At 65.0% G+C, this 19,225-nt stretch carries 20 protein-coding genes; 12 read left to right on the top strand and 8 right to left on the bottom strand.

Going from position 1 to position 19,225, the window contains the following annotated elements:
- The first annotated feature begins 95 nt into the window (after positions 1-95).
- Complete coding sequence (locus tag M9H71_RS01490) at positions 96-443, top strand: hypothetical protein (protein WP_164605837.1); 348 nt, start codon at positions 96-98, stop codon at positions 441-443.
- Positions 444-671: 228 nt separating this feature from the next.
- Entirely contained in the window at positions 672-956 is a 285-nt protein-coding gene (locus M9H71_RS01495) for a hypothetical protein (protein ID WP_164605836.1), read from the top strand.
- 94 nt (positions 957-1,050) lie between these two features.
- On the opposite strand, the gene M9H71_RS01500 is transcribed toward M9H71_RS01495, so the two are convergent.
- The 3 genes from M9H71_RS01500 to tam form a co-directional block, all read right to left on the bottom strand.
- Positions 1,051-2,295, bottom strand: a complete 1,245-nt coding sequence (locus M9H71_RS01500) for a lytic murein transglycosylase (protein WP_455403347.1) — start codon at positions 2,293-2,295, stop codon at positions 1,051-1,053.
- Positions 2,292-2,882, bottom strand: coding sequence for a TIGR00645 family protein (locus M9H71_RS01505; protein ID WP_455403348.1), 591 nt, complete (start codon positions 2,880-2,882; stop codon positions 2,292-2,294). Before M9H71_RS01505 ends, M9H71_RS01500 begins: the two co-directional genes overlap by 4 nt.
- A gap of 169 nt (positions 2,883-3,051) precedes the next feature.
- Positions 3,052-3,822: a trans-aconitate 2-methyltransferase gene (tam, locus tag M9H71_RS01510; RefSeq protein ID WP_455403349.1), complete on the bottom strand. Its 771-nt coding sequence runs from the start codon at positions 3,820-3,822 to the stop codon at positions 3,052-3,054.
- 99 nt (positions 3,823-3,921) lie between these two features.
- Between tam and M9H71_RS01515 the strand changes: the two genes are divergently transcribed.
- Positions 3,922-4,224, top strand: coding sequence for a BrnT family toxin (locus M9H71_RS01515; RefSeq protein ID WP_455403350.1), 303 nt, complete (start codon positions 3,922-3,924; stop codon positions 4,222-4,224).
- The gene (locus M9H71_RS01520; protein ID WP_455403351.1) at positions 4,208-4,468 is read left to right on the top strand and encodes a BrnA antitoxin family protein; all 261 of its coding nucleotides are present in this window, start codon (positions 4,208-4,210) and stop codon (positions 4,466-4,468) included. The genes M9H71_RS01515 and M9H71_RS01520 overlap by 17 nt, the downstream gene beginning before the upstream one ends.
- A 343-nt stretch (positions 4,469-4,811) precedes the next feature.
- Here M9H71_RS01520 and ettA read toward each other — a convergent pair whose 3' ends face one another.
- Positions 4,812-6,461 carry an energy-dependent translational throttle protein EttA gene (gene ettA, locus M9H71_RS01525; protein WP_455403352.1) on the bottom strand — a complete coding sequence of 550 codons (1,650 nt, stop codon included), beginning with the start codon at positions 6,459-6,461 and terminating at the stop codon, positions 4,812-4,814.
- A 236-nt stretch (positions 6,462-6,697) separates the two neighbouring features.
- Between ettA and M9H71_RS01530 the strand changes: the two genes are divergently transcribed.
- Positions 6,698-6,901 (top strand): hypothetical protein, encoded by a 204-nt coding sequence (locus tag M9H71_RS01530; protein ID WP_455403353.1) that lies wholly within the window; start codon positions 6,698-6,700, stop codon positions 6,899-6,901.
- 107 nt (positions 6,902-7,008) lie between these two features.
- Here the strand turns inward: M9H71_RS01530 and M9H71_RS01535 are convergent, their stop codons facing one another.
- On the bottom strand, positions 7,009-8,193 hold the full coding sequence (locus M9H71_RS01535) for a L,D-transpeptidase (RefSeq protein ID WP_455403354.1): 1,185 nt from the start codon (positions 8,191-8,193) through the stop codon (positions 7,009-7,011).
- Between the two features lie 378 nt (positions 8,194-8,571).
- Here M9H71_RS01535 and M9H71_RS01540 point away from each other — a divergent pair, with 378 nt between their 5' ends.
- Positions 8,572-9,600 (top strand): hypothetical protein, encoded by a 1,029-nt coding sequence (locus tag M9H71_RS01540; RefSeq protein ID WP_455403355.1) that lies wholly within the window; start codon positions 8,572-8,574, stop codon positions 9,598-9,600.
- 16 nt (positions 9,601-9,616) lie between these two features.
- On the opposite strand, the gene sseA is transcribed toward M9H71_RS01540, so the two are convergent.
- The 3 genes from sseA to M9H71_RS01555 all read right to left on the bottom strand — a co-directional run bounded on the left by sseA (position 9,617) and on the right by M9H71_RS01555 (position 12,345).
- Positions 9,617-10,474: a 3-mercaptopyruvate sulfurtransferase gene (gene sseA / locus M9H71_RS01545; RefSeq protein WP_455403356.1), complete on the bottom strand. Its 858-nt coding sequence runs from the start codon at positions 10,472-10,474 to the stop codon at positions 9,617-9,619.
- Between the two features lie 135 nt (positions 10,475-10,609).
- The gene (locus tag M9H71_RS01550) at positions 10,610-11,026 is read right to left on the bottom strand and encodes a rhodanese-like domain-containing protein (RefSeq protein ID WP_455403357.1); all 417 of its coding nucleotides are present in this window, start codon (positions 11,024-11,026) and stop codon (positions 10,610-10,612) included.
- A 143-nt stretch (positions 11,027-11,169) separates the two neighbouring features.
- Positions 11,170-12,345, bottom strand: coding sequence for a vWA domain-containing protein (locus M9H71_RS01555; RefSeq protein WP_455403358.1), 1,176 nt, complete (start codon positions 12,343-12,345; stop codon positions 11,170-11,172).
- A 168-nt stretch (positions 12,346-12,513) separates the two neighbouring features.
- Between M9H71_RS01555 and M9H71_RS01560 the strand changes: the two genes are divergently transcribed.
- From M9H71_RS01560 to M9H71_RS01585, 6 genes are all read left to right on the top strand, one after another.
- Positions 12,514-14,451, top strand: coding sequence for a diguanylate cyclase domain-containing protein (locus tag M9H71_RS01560; protein ID WP_455403450.1), 1,938 nt, complete (start codon positions 12,514-12,516; stop codon positions 14,449-14,451).
- A 166-nt stretch (positions 14,452-14,617) separates the two neighbouring features.
- On the top strand, positions 14,618-14,872 hold the full coding sequence (locus tag M9H71_RS01565; protein WP_164605826.1) for a GlsB/YeaQ/YmgE family stress response membrane protein: 255 nt from the start codon (positions 14,618-14,620) through the stop codon (positions 14,870-14,872).
- A gap of 117 nt (positions 14,873-14,989) precedes the next feature.
- Complete coding sequence (locus M9H71_RS01570) at positions 14,990-15,832, top strand: AAA family ATPase (protein ID WP_455403359.1); 843 nt, start codon at positions 14,990-14,992, stop codon at positions 15,830-15,832.
- Between the two features lie 494 nt (positions 15,833-16,326).
- On the top strand, positions 16,327-17,370 hold the full coding sequence (locus tag M9H71_RS01575; RefSeq protein ID WP_271100546.1) for an aromatic ring-hydroxylating dioxygenase subunit alpha: 1,044 nt from the start codon (positions 16,327-16,329) through the stop codon (positions 17,368-17,370).
- A 3-nt stretch (positions 17,371-17,373) separates the two neighbouring features.
- Positions 17,374-18,129, top strand: a complete 756-nt coding sequence (locus tag M9H71_RS01580) for a GntR family transcriptional regulator (protein ID WP_455403360.1) — start codon at positions 17,374-17,376, stop codon at positions 18,127-18,129.
- Between the two features lie 34 nt (positions 18,130-18,163).
- A complete protein-coding gene (locus M9H71_RS01585; protein ID WP_455403361.1) occupies positions 18,164-19,153 on the top strand; it encodes a PDR/VanB family oxidoreductase in 990 nt (329 codons plus the stop codon).
- Positions 19,154-19,225: the final 72 nt, after the last annotated feature.

The raw sequence follows: 19,225 nt of genomic DNA on the forward strand, positions 1-19,225 counted from the left end.
TTCGTTCAATCGATTGATGAAACCATGCGGTATGGACCATGGCAGGGGCGCGCCCGCGCCCCATCTGGTCCGGCGATCGATCGAAAGGTGATGCCATGAGAAAGTCGATGATGGCGTTGGCTACAGCCGCAACGCTGGCGGTTGCGGCGGTTGGATCAACCGCGCCGGCACAGGCGCATGACGGTTTCGGCGCGGGAATCGCGGCCGGTCTGATCGGCGGCGCGCTCATCGGCGGTGCGCTTGCATCGCCCTATTACGGCAGCCCCGGCTATTACTATGGCGGCGGATACGGCTATGGTTACGGCCCGCGCTACGTCTACGGCTACCGCCCTGCCCCGGCCTATGTGGTGTCGCCTGGATATTACGGCGGTTGCTACTGGCAGCGGCAGCGATTCTGGGACGGCTACGGCTGGCGACTCCGTCGAATCCGTGTCTGCGACTGAGCTTGAACCTTTCGCTGTCCGATTCCGACAAAGTCGGCAGCCTAAAGGCCCGCTTGACGTCGCGAGCCGGCGGTAATGGCCCGAAAAACACCGTTTTTCGGAGCCACTGATCCGCCAGCCGATTTGCGACAATTGACGGCATTGTGCTTTTTTGGTGCTGTGCGGTCGGGGAGTACCGGTTCGTTCATAATGCGCCAGGCGCGGCGCGATCTCAGGAGAGCCTCTCAGATGAAGAAGACTGTTACCGTCCTGCTTGCGGCCGCGACCGTTGCCGGTTCGCTGGTCAGCATCGCCCCGCCTGCCAAGGCCGATGGCGGTCGGATTGCCGCCGGCATCGCGGGTGGCCTAATCGGCGGCGCGCTCCTCGGTGGCGCGCTGGCCAACAGCCGCCCCGCCTACGCCGAGCCCGCCCCGGTCTATGTCGAAGAGCCGCCGTGCCACTGGGCACGCGAGCGGTTCTGGGACGACTACGCCGGCGTGTGGCGTTCGCGCCGCGTTCGCGTGTGCGATTGATCCGGCCGCGGCGCACAACATGCGCCGACCAGAATGCCAAACCCGGCCGAGCGATCGGCCGGGTTTTTGTTTGAGCCCGGTTTTTGTTCGCCCCTCAGCGCGCCGCTTCGATCGATCGCAACACGACTTCGCTCGGCCAGCAATCGACTCTCAGACCGTCGCGCTTCTGATAAGCGCCGAGCGCGGCGCGGGTCAGCATCCCCGCCTTGCCATCGACCTTGTCCTGATACAAGCCGAGCCTCGCCAGCCCGCGCTGCATCGCTTCGACGTCCTTGGTGCGAAGCTGCGTCGAGGCCGACCATGGCGTCGCGAACGGACGCGGATCGGTCATCCGGTCGGCGAGATGGCCGACGAACAGCACATACAGATCGGAGAAATTGTATTCCTTGATCACGAAGTAGTTCTTCGTGGTCAGGAACGCCGGGCCGTAGCTTCCCTCCGGCTGCAACAGCGAAGCGGGCTGTCGCAGCTCCTCGGCGCTCAGCTTGGCCGACCGCGCCAGCGTAAACCCCTCGCGCAGCCACTGGCCGATCGGCTTGGTCACCTCCGGCACACCTTGGGTGCAATCGGCACGCTCCGGTGCCTTGACCTCGTAGGCCCAGCGCACGCCGCCCTGCCAGCCCTTGTTGACGAGCTGCTGCGCCGCGGAGGCCAGCGCATCCGGCACCGAATGCCAGATGTCGACCTTGCCGTCGCCGTCGAAATCGACACCGTGCTTGTAGTATTCGGACGGCAGGAACTGGGTCAGACCGGTGGCGCCGGCCCAGGACGAGCGCATGCCCTGCCGCGTCACCACGCCGTCATTGATGATCTTCATCGCCTCGACCAATTCGACCCGGTACTGCTCCTTGCGGCGTCCGACATAGGCCTGAGTCGCCAGTACCCGCACCGCATCGTAGGGCAGCCGATATCGGCCGTAATCGGTTTCGCGTCCCCAGATCGCCAGCACTACCGGTCCCGGAACGCCGAAACGCCGCTCGATTCCATTCAGGGTCGACCGGTACTTGTCGAGCAGTTTGCGGCCGTGCGCGGCGAGGCTTTCGATCCGCGACTCTTTCACGTAGTCGGCCGGAACCTGGACGAATTCGGCCTGCCGCGGCGCGCCGGTCTTCGGCCGGCCTGGCAGGATCAGGTCGGGCAGCTTGTAGTCAGGCTCGAGCCCGGCGGTGACTGCATCGAAGGTGTTGCGCGAGACGCCGGCCTGTTGCGCCTCCGGCCACAGCGACGCAATGAAGCGGGTGAAGCCGGCGTCCGCGGCGCGCGCGGCGGTCGCGCCGGACAGCACCGCGATCGCCACCGTCGCGCCCAGCAGGACCGCTGCAAGCGCCCGATGGATCAATGCTCCGCGTGCGCTTTGGCTTCCTCGATCGCCAGGTTCGAGATCCGATCGACATAGGCGATACCGATCGCCGACAGGATAAACACGGTGTGGATGATGGTCTGCCACATCACCCCGGTCTCGGTGTAGCCGCCCACCCGGCCCGGCGCGCCAATGCTGCCCGCCTCGATGAACGTGCGTAGCAGATGGATCGACGAGATGCCGATGATCGCCATCGCCAGCTTGATCTTCAGTACGCTGGCATTGACGTGGCTGAGCCATTCCGGCTCGTCCGGATGGCCGCGCAGATTGAGCCGCGACACGAAGGTCTCGTAGCCGCCGACGATCACCATCACCAGCAGATTGGAAATCATCACCACGTCGATCAGTCCGAGCACCGCCAGCATGATCTGCTGTTCGCTGAAATCGAACGAATGCTGGAACAGATGCCACAGCTCCTTCAGAAACAGCACGACGTAGATGCCCTGGGCGACGATCAGTCCGACATACAGCGGCAGTTGCAGCCAGCGCGAGCCGAAGATCAGCATGGGGATCGGGCGCAGCGGCGAGCCTTTCGGCAGCAGCGGCGTCTCGGGTGTCATCGACATGAAAGAAAGCTCCGAACAGCGTGAGGGGGCGAACAGTCACTTGGGAACTTCCTTCGATTCTGTCGAGACTCCGGGGAGCGGCGTTTAACCGCAGTTGGCGGCCGAAACCGCGACGCGTGTCGACGGACATGCCGCCGCCCCCGCCGCACGGGATCTCTGGCCAAACCGGCTATTTGACGGCGACGAGGAAGATCCGCGGAAACCGCAGCAGGACCTTGCCGTCGGCCTGCGCCGGATAGGCCGCAGCGATCCGCGCGGTATATGCCGCCAGATAGGTCTTGCGCTCCGGCAGCTCGAGCGGGTCGATGAACGGCCGCAGCCCGGTGCCCTTGACCCATTCGACGATCGCTTCGGGGCCGTCGAGCACATGGTTGTAGATGGTGTGCCAGATCTCCAACCGGCTGCACAACGGCCGCAACGCGTCGTAATACACGCCCGGCTTCGGCAGCGTGTCGCGCAGCTCGGCGGCTTTCGACAATTGGTGGCGCCAAGTCTCCTGCAACGCGACCTCGCGCATCAGGATGTGCGACGGCTCGTCGAGATTGTCGGGCATCTGCACGGCAAGCACGCCACCGGGTTCGAGTCCGGTAACCAGCCGCTTGAGGTGCTTGAGGTGATCGGGCACCCACTGGAACACCGCGTTGGCGAACAACACGTCGGTGCCGGCCGGCGGCGCCCAATGCGCCACATTGGCCTCGATGAACTTGTGCTGCGGCAGCCGCTCCCTCGCCTGACGCAGCATGTCGGCGGAGGTGTCGACGCCGATCACCGCAGCATCCGGCCAGCGCTCCACCAGCAGCGCGGTCGAATTGCCCGGCCCGCAGCCGATGTCGGCGACCTTGCGCGGTGCCGTTATCGGCACCTGCGCCAGCAGATCGCGCGCCGGCCGGGTCCGCTCGTCTTCGAATTTCAGATATTGCTCGGCATTCCAGTCGGCCATTCAGCGTCCCTTGCGCCCCCGAGTCTGCGAGGGGAAAGCTATTGATCGGGAAGGATTTTGCAATATCCTCCAGCGATCGTATATTTGTGACATATACAGATGATCGACCTGAGCCGCGTCGTCGGCTTTGATTGGGACGATGGCAACTCGACCAAGAGCACGCAGAAGCACGCCGTAAGCTGCGGCGAGGCAGAGCAGGTCTTCGCCAACACGCCGCTGCTGCTCTTCACCGACTGGACGCACAGCGTGTCAGAGCCGAGGTATCATGCTTACGGGCGGACCGACGCCGGACGGCTCATCCAGATCAGCTTCACGCTACGCCAGGACAGCACTCTGTTGCGTGTGATATCTGCCCGACCGATGAGCGCAAAGGAGCGCGCCAGATATGGCCAAGAAGCTTAAGCAGGTTCCGAAATTCGCAAGCGAAGCTGAAGAGCGTCAATTTTGGGAGACGCACGACACTGCGGACTATTTCGACTTGTCGAAGGCAGTTCCCGTCCGCTTTCCAAACCTCAAGCCCTCTACCGTTTCGATCTCGCTGCGCCTCCCCGTCGCCATGCTGGAGCAGATCAAAGTCGCCGCCAACAAGCGCGACGTGCCGTATCAGTCGCTGATCAAAATGTGGCTGAGCGAAAAGGTGAGGTAGCCAGATATTCACTTGAAGATTAGCTGCAACCTCCGGCGGGAAATACCAAGACCCAAGGCGGCCAGACTGAGAGGATGCTCAGCCTCTGCTCCCGATGCGATCCATCTGGCGACAGCGAGCCGCTTCGGAGCAACTCTCGTCACCTTCCGCGGCAGGCTTAACGCGATCGGTCAACGAAGAGCGCGAACATCCTCAGACTGCTGACAAACCTCTGAGGCCGAAAGAAACGTCTCAGATTCACGGAACGTCGCAGATTCAAACGTAGAGCCTACCGGAATCACCCCCCTCGATTATGGCCGCAGCCAAAATCGAGGGGTTTGTAATCAATCTGAGCTGACGCGCCTCAGCGCGTCAGCTTCTTGTACTTGGCGCGGTGCGGGATGATGGCGTCCTGGCCGAGCCGGCGCATCTTGTCCTTCTCGTAGTCCTGGAAGTTGCCTTCGAACCATTCGACGTGGCTGTCGTCTTCGAACGCCAGGATGTGGGTGGCGATACGGTCGAGGAACCAGCGGTCGTGGCTGATGATCACGGCGCAGCCGGCGAAATCCTCCAGCGCCTCTTCGAGCGCGCGCAGGGTGTCGACGTCGAGGTCGTTGGTCGGTTCGTCGAGCAGCAGCACGTTGGCGCCCGACTTCAGCATCTTGGCAAGGTGGACGCGGTTGCGTTCACCGCCCGACAGCGAGCCAACCTTCTTCTGCTGATCGCCGCCCTTGAAGTTGAACGCCGAGCAGTAGCCGCGGGAATTGACTTCCTTCTTGCCGAGCAGGATCAGCTCGTTGCCGCCGGAAATCTCCTCCCACACCGTCTTCTTGGCATCGAGGCTGTCGCGCGACTGATCGACATAGCCGAGATGCACGGTCTCGCCGACGGTGATGGTGCCTTGGTCGGGCTTCTCCTGCCCGGTGATCATCCGGAACAGCGTGGTCTTGCCGGCGCCGTTCGGGCCGATCACGCCGACGATGCCGCCCGGCGGCAGCTTGAACGTGAGATTGTCGATCAGCAGCTTGTCGCCGAAGCCCTTGGTCAGGCCGTCGAAGTCGACGACATTGTTGCCGAGCCGTTCGGCGACCGGGATGATGATCTGCGCGGTCTGGGTCTGCTTCTCGCTCGCCTTGGCGAGCAGCTCCTCGTAGCGCTGATAGCGCGCCTTGGATTTGGCCTGGCGGGCCTTGGGCGACGAGGCGATCCACTCTTGCTCGCGCTCGAGCGTCTTCTGGTGGGCAGCATCCTCGCGGCCTTCCTGCAGCAGCCGTTTCTGCTTCTGCACCAGCCAGGACGAGTAGTTGCCCTCGTAGGGAATGCCGCGGCCGCGGTCGAGCTCGAGAATCCAGCTCGTGACGTTGTCGAGGAAGTAGCGATCGTGGGTGACGATCAGGATAGCGCCCGGATAGTTGCGCAGGTGGCTTTCCAGCCACGACACCGACTCGGCGTCGAGATGGTTGGTCGGCTCGTCGAGCAGCAGCAGATCGGGCTGGTCGAGCAGCAGCTTGCACAGCGCGACGCGGCGGCGTTCGCCGCCCGACAGCTTGGAGACGTCGGCGTCGTCCGGCGGGCAGCGCAGCGCGTCCATCGCCTGGTCAACCTTGCTGTCGAGATCCCACAGGCCTGCGGACTCGATCTGGTCCTGCAGCGCCGTCATCTCGTCGGCGGTCTCCTCGGAGTAGTTCATCGCCAGCTCGTTGTAGCGATCGAGAATCGCCTTCTGCTTGGCGACGCCGAGCATGACGTTCTCGCGCACGTTCAGCGCCGGATCGAGCTGCGGCTCCTGTTCGAGATAGCCGACGCGGGCGCCTTCAGCGACCCAGGCTTCGCCGGTATATTCCTTGTCGATCCCCGCCATGATCTTCAGCAGGGTCGATTTACCGGCGCCGTTGACGCCAAGCACGCCGATCTTGGCGTCCGGGTAGAATGACAGATGGACGTTATCCAGCACCTTGCGGGTCGGATAGGCCTTGGTCAGACCCTGCATGAAATAGACGAACTGGCGAGCCATCGTGGTCCTTGAACGCGGTGCGTGCGGGGAAAATCGGTTGTCGCTGATGTAACGGTGCGGCCCGCAAAGGGCAACCCGAGGCACCGCGGCGTTAAGTGGCAATTAAGCCTGTTCTCGCGCGTTTGCGAGATCCGGACAATTCAAAGACAATTTTAACGGCCCCCTCCAACACTCGTCATCGACGGCGGCGAGGATGCGCCGTCGCGCCGGAGCGGCGCCGATCACGGGGCAGAACGATGGCGAGCCTCACCACCACCAGCGAAGCAGCACACGAGCCGCAGGGCACGCGCGACGACAGCCTGCTGGCTGAAATCCGGCTGTTCTGGCGCCAGTTCTTCGTCCAGGCGTTCTCGCCGTATCGGCCCGAGCTGTACTACATGCGCGGCCCCGGCCCGGCTTGGCGCGCCAAACACGGTCACATGCCGCCGCCGCGCGGCTGATCGCATAGCCCCGACGATCCTTCGACCGGCCAACAAAACGCCCGCCGATGGCTGGCACCGGCGGGCGTCGTATTCGTTCCAGAGCTTCGTATCAGCGACCGATCAGGTCAGCGGATGGTGACCGGGGCCGGGAGCGGTTGCACCGAGGTCGGTTGCGCGCCCGGCAACGGAGCAAGTTGCTGCGGCATCGCCTGCCCAGTCGCGGTGGTCGCGGCCGCCTGAGCGGTGGCGGTCGGCTTCGGCGGCGAGCCGGGCATCACCACGACGCGGGTGCCGACCTTGACGCGAGCGAACAGGTCCTCGACGTCCTCGTTCAGCATGCCGATGCAGCCCGACGACACGAACTTGCCGATCGTCGACGGCTGGTTGGTGCCGTGGATACGGTACACGGTCGAACCGAGATACATCGCGCGGGCACCGAGCGGGTTGCCCGGACCGCCGGCCATAAAGCGCGGCAGGTAAGGCTGCCGCTCGATCATCTCGGTCGGCGGATGCCAATCCGGCCACTCCGCCTTGCGGGTGATCTTCTGTACGCCGGTCCAGGTGAAGCCGTCGCGCCCGACGCGGACGCCGTAGCGAACCGCACGGCCGTTGCCGAGCACGTAGTACAAATGGGTGTTCGCGGTGTCGACCACGATCGTGCCCGGCGGCTCCTTGGTCTTGAAGTCGACTTCCTGCCGGCGCAGGTTCGGTGGCAGTTGCACGCTCTGGTCGGCTTCGGGCTGGTCTTCCGGCGGCAGCGCAGAGACCTGCAGCGGCTTGCCGTCGGCGCCGAGCTGCGGCGATCCGGCGGCACCAGCCTGGGCTCCGCCGACGCCTGCCGGCGGACGCATGCCGTCACCGCGGTCGGAATAGATCACCGAGGGCTGGCTCATCGGCTGGCCGTAACGCGGATCGTCCGGCGACATCACCGGGCCTTGCGATGCGGCGGCGGGAGCCGCGTTCGAATATGCCGGAGCGCCCATCGGGCGGCCATAGCGAGGGTCGTCCGGCGACATCACCGGCCCCTGCGGCGCAGCGTTGGAATAAGTCGGCGCCCCGATCGGGCGGCCATAGCGCGGATCATCCGGCGACATCACCGGGCCAGGAGGCGGCAGCGAGCCGGAATTGCGGGCGACAGGCGCGTCCTCATCGTCGATGCTGTCGAAGTTCGGCAGCCCGGGACGGTTCTCGCCGGCCTGCCCGACATAGGCGCCGGGAGTCGAGGGATAGCTCTGCGCGAGCGCAGCGGAGGTTCCCGCGGCGACCACGGCAGCGGACGCCAGCAACGTCAGTAAGCGCTTGTTCATCATAACCCGTTTGTAAATCGGAACGGCAACCGGACCGTTAACGGCGCCGGGATGCCGGAGGATCACGGCGCATTCAAGACAGTGCCGGAAAAATCAGGCGAAAATCGACATTCTCGGCATCGCACGGGCTCGCTGGCGCCGGAAATCGGACGACTGCGGCAAATGTACCACGCTCGCGGCCCCGATCGCCCTCGACTCAGCTCTCCAATGCTCCCGCCGCTTCAACGTCGCGTGATGCGACTCGTTTTGCGCTATTCTGAGTTGGCTCTGATTCGCGGCGCGTTTTGCGCTGGCCGCGAATGGGATGTCGCAGTGGTCGCCGCGTTGGTGTTGGTCGAAAAGTGTCGTCGCGTTCGAGCGTGATGACGGAATGAATCCGAGATGCTTCCCGGTTTCCGGTTCCTGTTCGCGGCGATTACGCTTGCGGTTTCGTTGCTGGTGTTCGGCCTTGGCGCCGCCGCTTTGCTCCGCGCGGCGCACGAGCAATTCGTCAACGTCCACACGGTCCGGCCACCGTCGATCACGTTGCTGGCGCGGGCGCCCGACGCACCGCCACCGAGCCTGAGCCTGCTCCGGGTCGATCCGCCGGCACCGTCATCACAGCCGCCCGTGGTCGCGGACCACGAACCGAACGCTCCTGCTGTCGCCGATCGTCCGGCTGCGCGTGAGGACGACGGAACTCAGAAGCCAGCCCCCACCCTGATCGATCCAGCCCAGACCGCAGCCCTGCAGCCGCCGGCCGCGGATACACCGGCGCCCGCACCGGCTCCGCAGACACAGACCGAACAGCCGTCGTCCACGCCAGAACCTGCACCGCAGTCAACTTCGCTGCCGCCGCAACAGCCGACCACGGTGCCCGGCGCTGCCGCGACGGCTGCGGCTCCGGCAGCGCCGGCTTCAGCCGCGCAGACCGTGACGACGCCGATCGCTCCCGACGTGCCGAAGCAGGACGACAACCAGAAGGCGGACGCGAATGACAAGCCGGTCGCGCCGGCGCCGCTGCAGGCCGCCGCGATCGACCCGACGGCGACCGCCGCTGCCCCCGCCACACCGCCGGTGGCGGCTCCCGTTGCCGATCCCACAGCCGAATTGCTGCCGGAGGTCGCGCCGCTGACCGGGCCGATCCCGACACCGCGCCGCGACCCGCGCGAACGGCCCAAGACCGCCGCCACCGAACAACCGGCGGCACCGACCTCCCCCACCGCCGTGGCACCGGACGACGCGGGTGCCGATCTGACCGGATCGCTCGGCGAACAGCCGCTGCCGCCGCTCGATGCGACGCCGCTGCCGGTAGCGCGGCCCAAGCCGACCGCCCGGCGCCCGCTGAAGAAGCGGCGCCAGGAGGCGCGTCGCCGCGCGCCGCGCACCGAACAGCCGCAGCAGCAACCGAGTTCCGGCTTCGGTCTGTAAGCGAAGTTGTTCGAGGTTACGCCGCGCCGGTAGCGATCGGCGGGCCGTCCTGCAGCCCCCATTCCGACCACGAACCGTCGTACAGCGCCGAGCCGCGCACCCCGAGCCGATACAGCGCCAGCGTCAGCACCGCGGCGGACACGCCGGAGCCGCAGGTCGTGACGACCGGGCGGTCCAGATCGAGCCCCGCCGCGACAAACGCCTGACGCAACTGATCGAGCGGCTTCATCGCGCCGGTCGCAGCGTCGAACAGCTCGTTGTAGGGCAGATTGCGGCTGCCCGGGATGTGTCCGGCGCGCAGGCCGGGACGCGGCTCGGCTACGCTGCCCTCGAACCGCGGCGCGCCCCGGGCATCGATCACCTGTTCGGCGACGCTGTCGAGATTGGCAACGAGCTGGTCGCGACTGCGGACGAACGAGGAATCGAGTTTAGCGCTGAACCGGCCCGGCACGATCGTCGGCTTACCCGCCTCTGTAGGCCTACCCTCAGCCATCCACTTCTTGAGCCCGCCTTCCAGAATGCGGATGTCGGCATGGCCGAACGACAGAAACATCCACCACGCCCGCGGCGCGGCGACCCAGCCGCCAGCATCATAGGCGACCACGGTGTCACCCGACGAAATGCCGAGCGCCTCGACGTTGCGCGCGAATTGTTCGGCGCTCGGATACATGTGCGGCAGCGGGCTGGTATGATCAGACACCGCATCGACGTCGAAGAACACCGCGCCGGGAATGTGCGCGGCCAGATAATCCTCCGCCGGCAGCGGCAGCACGCCCGGCATCTTGAAGCTCGCGTCGATGATCTTCACCTTGGGATCGCCTAGCCGCGCGACGAGCCATTCGGTGGAGACCAGGGGATCAGTGTGAGCTGTCATGGGATGTCTATACCTCCGGTCCAAGCGTCATCACCGGTCGGGCCCGGTGATCCATCATCTAACGAAGCAGATGGACAGGCGGGTCAAGCCCATGTGTGACGACAAGAACGAAGTCTGACGACAAGAACGAAGCGCTCACTTCTTCTTCGGAGCCCAGGCTTCGATCGGGCCGCCGGCGTCACGCCATGCGCCGAAACCGCCTTCGATATGCGCCACCGGCTTCAGCCCCATGTCCTGCGCGGTCTTGGCGGCGAGCGCCGAGCGCAGACCGCCGCCACAATAGAACACGAACTTCTTGTCTTCCTGGAAGATCGGCTTGGCGTAAGGGCTCTGCGGATCGATCCAGAATTCCAGCATGCCGCGGGTGCAGGAGAACGAGCCCGGGATCTTGCCGTCGCGCTCGATCTCGCGCGGATCGCGGATGTCGACGATCACCACGTCACTGGGACCGGACTTGTGCAACGCGATCGCGTCCGCCGTGGTCAGCGTCTCGATCGACGCATTGGCCTCGTCGAGCATCGTCTTGATGCCGCGGGTGATGGTCTGGGACATGGTTCTTCCTTGTGTCGTTTCTTATCAGTTGGTTCGTCATTCCGGGGCGCGCAAAGCGCGAACCCGGAATCTCGCGCTGTGGATCGATCGGATTCCGGGTTCGCGATCTATCGCTCGCACCCCGGAATGACGCCTTCAAGGCCTCAGCGCACCAGCTCGCGCATCGCGCCTTCCAGGCCCTCGATCGTGATCGGGTACATCCGCTCCGAGAACAGCCGGCGGATGATGGTGGTACTCTCCGAGTAGTCCCAGTGCCGCTGCGCCACCGGATTGAGCCACACCGCGTGCGGATAGGTGCGCAGCACCCGGTCCAGCCAGACGTGACCTGCCTCTTCGTTAACGTGCTCGACCGAGCCGCCCGGCACCATGATCTCGTAAGGCGACATCGACGCATCGCCAACGAACACGACTTTGTAGTCGTGCGGGAACTTGTGCAGCACGTCCCATGTCGGGGTGCGATCGGTGAAGCGGCGCTTGTTCTGCTTCCACACACCTTCGTACAGGCAGTTGTGGAAGTAAAAATATTCCATGTGCTTGAATTCGCTCTTGGCCGCCGAGAACAACTCCTCGACCTGAGCGATGTGGCTGTCCATCGAGCCGCCGATGTCGAAGAACACCAGCACCTTCACTGCATTGCGGCGCTCGGGCCGCATGTGGACGTCGAGATAGCCGTGATTGGCGGTCTCGCGGATCGTGGTGTCGAGATCGAGCTCGTCGGGGGCGCCGGTGCGGGCGAATTTGCGCAAGCGCCGCAGCGCGACCTTGATGTTGCGGATGCCGAGCTCGACATTGCCGTCGAGATCCTTGAACTCGCGCTTGTCCCACACCTTCACGGCGCGCTGGTGCCGGCTTTTTTCCTGGCCGATCCGGACGCCTTCAGGATTGTAGCCCTCGGCGCCGAACGGCGAGGTTCCGGCGGTGCCGATCCATTTGTTGCCGCCCTGATGGCGCTTCTTCTGCTCCTCGAGGCGCTTCTTCAGCGTTTCCATGAGCTTGTCCCAGCCCATCGCCTCGATCTGCTTCTTCTCTTCCTCGCTGAGGTATTTTTCGGCGAGCTTCTTCAGCCATTCGGCCGGGATCTCCGCCTTCTCCATCGCATCGAGCAGGTTTTCCAGGCCCTTGAAGGTAGCCCCGAACACCCGGTCGAACTTGTCGAGATTGCGCTCGTCCTTCACCAGCGCGGCGCGCGATAGGTAGTAAAAATTCTCCACGCTCTGATCGGCGAGGTCGGCGTCGAGCGCCTCCATCAGCGTCAGATATTCGCGAAGCGTGACTGGAACCTGGGCGTCGCGCAGCGACGTGAAGAACTGAAGGAACATAACGGACAGATTGCCCGACCCTGCGGCCCCGTCAAGACGGAATACCTCTGTCGCGTCTGTTGAAAACTCGTCATTGAGCCCTCGATAGGGTCAAATCCGAGTGGTGGAATTATCAGTCGGTAAAGCATCCGGGGTGCAAGCACAGGCGCCCGAAGATTGGCCGTGTCGATGTTCCCTCGCCTTGCCCTGTTCCGAAGCTGGATCAGCCGCGTTCCCACCGCGACGCTGGTCGTCGTCATGTTCGTGGTCGCACTCACCGCCTGCGTGCTCGGGCTGGTGGTGTGGAAGGGCTACGATTCCCGGAAGATCGCGCTGGCGCAGAACGAAACCGAGACACGGAATTTGGCGCAGTCGCTTGCCGAGCATGCGACCCACACCTTCCAGGGCGCCGACGTCGTGCTCGACGACATCGTCACGTTCCTGAAGTGGCGGCCGGATCCGGGCGAAGCCTTCAATCAGCGGCTCCGCGCGCTCGTCGACAATCTGCCGCAACTCTCGGACGTCGCAATCGTCGATGCCGCCGGCGACGTCACCCACGCCTCGACGACGCCGGTGCCGCGCATCAACAATGCCGACCGCGACTATTTCCGTTACCATCGCGATCATCCTGACCAGAAGCTGTTGATCACCGGCCCATTCCCGTCGCGCACCTCGGGCGAGACGATCTTTGCTGTCAGCCGCCGGCTCGAGGATCCCGACAGGCGCTTTACCGGCGTGGTAGTGGCGACGATCGCCCGCGACTATTTCAGCCAGTTCTACAGAACGATCGATCTCGGCCCGGGCGGCAGCATCGGTCTGCTGCACAGCGATGGCCGGCTGCTGATTCAATGGCCGTCGCTGCAAAGCGGACGCGACATGTCGGATTCGATGCTGTTCCGGAGTGCGCTTCGCCAGAGCCCGAGCGGCTTCTACCTCACCGTCTCGCCGTTCGATGGTCTCACCAAATATCTCGCGTACCGGCAGACCAACCGCTATCCGCTGGTGGTGACCGTGGCGCGGACGGAGGACTCGGTCCTGGCCGGCTGGCACGAGGCGGTGCGATCCGACACCACGGTGGCAACAGCGATGCTGGCGTGTGTGGTCCTGCTGGCGGCCGGCCTCGCCGCGCAACTTCGCCGCCGGCAGGAGGTGCAGAACCTGCTGCGCGAGCGCGACGCGCACTATCGGCTGATCGACGCCAATATGGGCGACGTGATCGTGCTGACCGATCCCCGCGGCATCATGCGGTTCGTGTCGATGTCGGCCGAGGCCGTGCTCGGCCTGAAGCCGGAACAATTGGTCGGCCGCTCATGGACCGAGATGGTGCATGTCGATGACGTGCCGGCCCTTCAGGCGGTCGCCGCGCGACTGCGCAAATCACCGACCGGATTGTGCGCCGAGTTTCGGATGCAGCGCGCCGAAGGCGATCTTGTCTGGCTCGAAGCGAACTTCGCCTACACCCGCTCCGACGACGGCCCAGGCAATTGCGTCGTCGGCACGCTGCGCGACGTCACGCAGCGCAAGCTTATGGAGCAGGAGGTCAAGGCGCTTAATGCCCGCCTGGCGGAATTAGCGCGCACCGACGGCCTCACCGGCCTGCCCAACCGCCGATCGCTCGACGGCTTCATCGGCCGCGCGATCAGCTCCGCGACGACCTTGGCGGTGCTGATGATCGACGTCGACGACTTCAAGGGCTTCAACGATCATTTCGGCCATCAGGGCGGCGACGACGCGCTGCGGCAACTCGGCAATCTGTTCAGCAACCTGGTGACCGGCCTGCACGGCTTTGCCGCGCGTTACGGTGGCGAGGAATTCACCATCGTGCTGCCCGACGCGGACGCTGCCGCGGCGATGAATTTCGCCGAGAGCCTACGCGCCGCGGTACGTGCGCTCGCGGTTCGTAACCCGGCCTCGGCGCACGGCTGCCTCACCGTCAGCATCGGCTTCGCCTGCGGTATTGCGCCGTTCGATTCAGCGCTGCTGCTGCGCGACGCTGACATCGCGTTATACGAAGCCAAGCGTCGCGGCCGCGATTGCTGCATCGCCGCTGCGCCGGCCGCTTTCGTCGCCGATGCCGGCCCGCTGCAGCCGGAGCAGGAGCCGGCGTCCACCGCATCGGCGTCCTGACACCGCGTCCCTCTCGCGGCGGCCGATCGCAGGATGCAATCTGCGCACGAAACCTCGGCTTGCCGCATCCTGCGAAAACGATAGCCTGCCCCGCGGGAGGCGCGCTAAAGTCGCGCCTGTTGCCGGGGCATAAGCCCGGCGACGACGAACAAGGACGAGGAGCGCAATGGGGATCGATTCAATTCTGGTCTGGCTTCTGGTCGGCGCGATCGCCGGCTGGCTCGCCGGGCTGATTGTTCGCGGCGGCGGATTCGGACTGATCGGCAACGTGGTGATCGGCATCGTCGGCGCCGTGGTGGCGGGCTGGCTGCTGCCGTTCCTCGGCGTCAATCTCGGCGTCGGGATTTTCCGCGCGATCATCAATTCCGCGATCGGCGCGGTGATCGTGCTGGTGCTGCTGGCGATGATCCGCAGAGCCTGATACCGACGCAACTCGATCAGCGGTCGCGGCCTGCGGCCGCACCCTCTCCTTCCAACCACCACCAATCAACAAACAACAACAACGGCGCGCGCGCCGGATCAGACGAGGCTGAAACGCATGAAGTTCACCGGCACCAAGGATTATGTAGCGACCGACGACCTCAAGATCGCCGTCAATGCGGCGATCGTGCTCGAACGGCCGCTCCTGGTGAAGGGCGAGCCCGGCACCGGCAAGACGGTGCTGGCGGAGGAAGTGGCCAAGGCGCTCAATGCGCCGCTGCTGACCTGGCACATCAAGTCGACCACGAAGGCGCAACAGGGCCTGTACGAATACGACGCGGTCAGCCGCTTGCGCGACAGCCAGCTCGGCGATCCGCGCGTCTCCGACATCAAGAACTACATCAAGCGCGGCAAGCTGTGGGAGGCGTTCACCCACGAGGGGCGCCCGGTGCTGCTGATCGACGAAATCGACAAAGCCGACATCGAATTTCCGAACGACCTCTTGCTCGAACTCGACCGTATGGAATTCCACGTCTACGAGACCGGCGAGACGATTCGCGCTGACAAGCGGCCGATCGTGGTGATCACCTCGAACAACGAAAAGGAACTGCCCGACGCCTTCCTGCGCCGCTGCTTCTTCCACTACATCAAGTTCCCCGACGCCGACACCATGCAGGCGATCGTCGACGTCCATTTCCCCGGCATCAAGCAGCGCCTGGTCGAGGAAGCCCTGAAGATCTTCTTCGAAGTGCGCGACGTGCCGGGCCTGAAGAAGAAGCCATCGACCTCCGAACTGCTCGACTGGCTGAAGCTGCTGCTCAACGAGGAGATGAGCCCGGAGCAGCTCCGCGAGCGCGACCCGCGCAAGCTGATCCCACCGCTGCACGGCGCGCTGCTGAAGAACGAGCAGGACGTCCACCTGTTCGAACGGCTGGCGTTTTTGAGCCGGCGGGAAGTGTAAAGCCTCTCTCGTTCGTCATTCCGGGGCGCGCATAGCGCGACCCCGGAATCCATAACCACCGCCCCGGCTGTTGGGCACGAGGCCGCGACGCCCCGGCTATCGAGAGTCCAGGGAGTATGGATTCCGGGCCTACGCCGCTGCGCGGCGCATCCCGGAATGACAAAAGTTAGCGTGCTACTCGTTCCGTCATTCCGGGGCGCGCGGAGCGCGAACCCGGAATCCCGAGACGTTCTGCGCGATACATTGCTTCCCCGCAGGCAGCTTCACGATCGATCCATCAGAATTTGCGTCATGGCCGGGCTTGTCCCGGCCATTTTCGTTTTGGGCTCAGTCGTTTGCGCAGGCATCACCCTAGAGGCATGGCCCCCGCCGTCTTCAGCCCGGAAATGTATACATAAAATCAACTTTCCGGTCGTTTTCCGGAGATAAGCCTTGTTATCCTACCTTTTCTGTATACATTCTGAACCCAATCAATAATGCACAGGGAGGCCAGGATGCCCGCCTTTCCGCTCAACGCTTGGTATGCAGCGGCGTGGGACGCCGACATCAAGCACGCGCTGTTTCCGCGCACGATCTGCGGCAAGCATGTCGTGATGTATCGAAAGGCGGACGGCAGCGTCGCAGCGCTGGAGGACGCCTGCTGGCATCGTCTGGTGCCGCTGTCCAAGGGGCGGCTCGAAGGCGACACCGTGGTCTGCGGATATCATGGGCTGAAGTTCAATCCGCAGGGCCGCTGCACCTACATGCCGTCGCAGGAGACGATCAATCCGTCGGCCTGCGTGCGCTCCTATCCGGTGGTGGAGCGACATCGCTTCGTCTGGCTGTGGATGGGCGATCCGGTGCTGGCCGATCCTTCGCTCGTCCCCGACATGCACTGGAACGACGATCCGGCCTGGGCCGGCGACGGCAAGACCATCCATGCCAAATGCGACTGGCGCCTCGTCGTCGACAATCTGATGGACCTCACCCACGAGACCTATGTGCACGGCTCCTCGATCGGCAACGAGGCGGTGGCCGAGGCGCCGTTCGACGTCACCCATGGCGACCGCACCGTCACGGTGACGCGCTGGATGCACGGCATCGAGCCGCCGCCGTTCTGGGCCGCACAGCTCCGCAAGCCCGGCCTCGTCGATCGCTGGCAGATCATCCGCTTCGAAGCGCCGGGCACGGTGACGATCGACGTCGGCGTGGCCCCGGCCGGCACCGGCGCGCCGGACGGTGATCGCTCGCAGGGCGTCAACGGCTTCGTGCTCAACACCATGACGCCGGAGACCGACACCACCTGTCACTACTTCTGGGCGTTCGTGCGCAACTACCGGCTCGGCGACCAGCGCCTCACCACCGAGATCCGCGAAGGCGTCTCCGGCATCTTCCGCGAGGACGAGATCATCCTCGAAGCCCAGCAGCGCGCGATGCTCGAGAACCCCGACCGGGTGTTCTACAATCTCAACATCGACGCCGGCGCGATGTGGTCGCGCAAGCTGATCGACCGCATGGTCGCGCAGGAGAACGCGCCGAAGCTGCAGGCGGCGGAGTAAGCGATGAACGACAAGGCCGCCGACCGCTCGATGTCGCAGACCGTGCGCGCGCAGCTCGCGCTGCGCGACATGGTGCTATCCGGCCAGCTCCGCGCCGGCGAACGGATCTCAGAGCTGCAGGCGGTCGACATCACCGGGGTTTCGCGCACCCCGGTGCGGATGGCGCTGGTGCGGCTGGAGGACGAAGGACTGCTGCAGGCGATTCCGTCCGGCGGTTTCATGGTCAAAGCCTTTTCCGAGCGCGACATCCTCGACTCGATCGAGCTACGCGGCACCATGGAAGGCCTCGCCGCCCGGCTCGCCGCCGAGCGCGGCGCCAGTGTCCGGCAGCTCGAGCCGCTGAAACAGTGCCTCGGCGATATCGACGAACTGGTGCGGCAGGACCCGATTTCGGTCGACGCTTTCTCGGCCTATGTGGCGCTGAACGCGCGGTTTCACGCGCTGCTCAACGAGCTGTGCGGCTCGGCGCCGGTGATCCGCCAGATCGACCGCGTCGCCGCCCTTCCCTTCGCCTCGCCGAGCGCCTTCGTGATGGCGCAATCGGGACTGCCGGAGGCGCATCAGATCCTGCTGATCGCACAGGATCACCACCGCGCCGTGATCGACGCGATCGAGAACCGCGAAGGCGCGCGGGCCGAAGCGGTGATGCGCGAACACGCCCGGCTTGCGGTGCGTAACCTGCGGCTGGCGCTGAGGAGCCGCACCCATCTCGACCTGTTGCCGGCGCTGACGCTGGTGACTCAGGCCGCCGACAAGTAATCGCTCCAATCCACCTCATCGACAGGAGGCCGCGATGCGCTTCGCCGAACAGTGGACCAGCAGCACCGTCGTTTCGACCCGCGAGCTGACGCCGTCGATCCGCGAGATCGTGCTCGAACCGGATACGGCGGTCACCACCTGCCCACCCGGCAGCCATATCAACGTCGCGGTGCTGATCGATGGCAAGCCCGACAAGCGCAGCTACTCGCTGGTCGGTGCGCCGGAACAAGGACGGCTGCGGATCGCGGTGCAGCTCGCCGGTGACAGCCGCGGCGGATCGCAGGCGATGTGGGCGCTGAAGCCGGGGCAGCGGATCGACATCACCCATCCGACCTCGCTGTTCGAGATTGATTGGAGCCGTCAGCACTACGCGCTGATCGCCGGCGGCATCGGCGTGACCCCGATGCTCGGGATCGCCGCGGCGCTCGCCCGCCGAGGCACTGAGCTGACGATGCACTACGCGGTGAAATCGCGCAGCCATGCCGCGCTCCACGACGAACTGAGCAGCCTGCTTGGCGACCGGCTGCGGCTCCATGCCGGCGACGAAGGCGCCCGGCTCGACCTCGACGCCACCTTCCGTGCGCTTCCGGAAGGCGCTGTGGCGGTGCTGTGTGGCCCGCTGCGGATGCTGGAGGCGGCGCGGCACGCTTGGCATGAGGCCGGACGCCCGGCGAGCGATCTGCGTTTCGAGACCTTCGGCTCCAGCGGCCGGCTGCCGACCAGCGAATTCCGCGTCCGCATCGCCGCCACCGGCAGCGAGATCGTGGTGCCGCGCGATCGCTCGATGCTGGATGCTCTGAACGCTGCCGGCTTCGACGTGATTTCCGATTGCGAGCGCGGCGAGTGCGGCGTCTGCGCGGTCGACGTCACCGCGGTGGAAGGCGAGATCGACCACCGCGACGTGTTCTTCAGCGACCACCAAAAGCACGACAGCGGCAAGATGTGCGCCTGCGTCTCCCGCGCCCGCGGCACGGTCACGATCGACACCTTGTACCGGCCGGATCAGTTGCCGAGGACTGCGTAGCAGCGCATCTCTCGCGTCATTGCGAGGAGGCGAAGCCGACGAAGCAATCCAGGAGCCCCGTGCAAGGAGCCC

This window comes from Rhodopseudomonas parapalustris, assembly GCF_053772255.1.

Coding starts and splice junctions, on each gene's coding strand:
- tam (WP_455403349.1), bottom strand. CDS start 3,822: ATGGCCGACTGGAATGCCGAGCAATATCTGAAATTCGAAGACGAGCGG.
- M9H71_RS01540 (WP_455403355.1), top strand. CDS start 8,572: ATGCTTCCCGGTTTCCGGTTCCTGTTCGCGGCGATTACGCTTGCGGTT.
- M9H71_RS01585 (WP_455403361.1), top strand. CDS start 18,164: ATGCGCTTCGCCGAACAGTGGACCAGCAGCACCGTCGTTTCGACCCGC.
- M9H71_RS01560 (WP_455403450.1), top strand. CDS start 12,514: ATGTTCCCTCGCCTTGCCCTGTTCCGAAGCTGGATCAGCCGCGTTCCC.
- M9H71_RS01520 (WP_455403351.1), top strand. CDS start 4,208: ATGGCCAAGAAGCTTAAGCAGGTTCCGAAATTCGCAAGCGAAGCTGAA.
- M9H71_RS01535 (WP_455403354.1), bottom strand. CDS start 8,193: ATGATGAACAAGCGCTTACTGACGTTGCTGGCGTCCGCTGCCGTGGTC.
- M9H71_RS01565 (WP_164605826.1), top strand. CDS start 14,618: ATGGGGATCGATTCAATTCTGGTCTGGCTTCTGGTCGGCGCGATCGCC.
- M9H71_RS01550 (WP_455403357.1), bottom strand. CDS start 11,026: ATGTCCCAGACCATCACCCGCGGCATCAAGACGATGCTCGACGAGGCC.
- M9H71_RS01505 (WP_455403348.1), bottom strand. CDS start 2,882: ATGTCGATGACACCCGAGACGCCGCTGCTGCCGAAAGGCTCGCCGCTG.
- M9H71_RS01490 (WP_164605837.1), top strand. CDS start 96: ATGAGAAAGTCGATGATGGCGTTGGCTACAGCCGCAACGCTGGCGGTT.
- M9H71_RS01515 (WP_455403350.1), top strand. CDS start 3,922: ATGATCGACCTGAGCCGCGTCGTCGGCTTTGATTGGGACGATGGCAAC.
- M9H71_RS01530 (WP_455403353.1), top strand. CDS start 6,698: ATGGCGAGCCTCACCACCACCAGCGAAGCAGCACACGAGCCGCAGGGC.
- ettA (WP_455403352.1), bottom strand. CDS start 6,461: ATGGCTCGCCAGTTCGTCTATTTCATGCAGGGTCTGACCAAGGCCTAT.
- M9H71_RS01575 (WP_271100546.1), top strand. CDS start 16,327: ATGCCCGCCTTTCCGCTCAACGCTTGGTATGCAGCGGCGTGGGACGCC.
- M9H71_RS01495 (WP_164605836.1), top strand. CDS start 672: ATGAAGAAGACTGTTACCGTCCTGCTTGCGGCCGCGACCGTTGCCGGT.
- M9H71_RS01570 (WP_455403359.1), top strand. CDS start 14,990: ATGAAGTTCACCGGCACCAAGGATTATGTAGCGACCGACGACCTCAAG.
- sseA (WP_455403356.1), bottom strand. CDS start 10,474: ATGACAGCTCACACTGATCCCCTGGTCTCCACCGAATGGCTCGTCGCG.
- M9H71_RS01555 (WP_455403358.1), bottom strand. CDS start 12,345: ATGTTCCTTCAGTTCTTCACGTCGCTGCGCGACGCCCAGGTTCCAGTC.
- M9H71_RS01580 (WP_455403360.1), top strand. CDS start 17,374: ATGAACGACAAGGCCGCCGACCGCTCGATGTCGCAGACCGTGCGCGCG.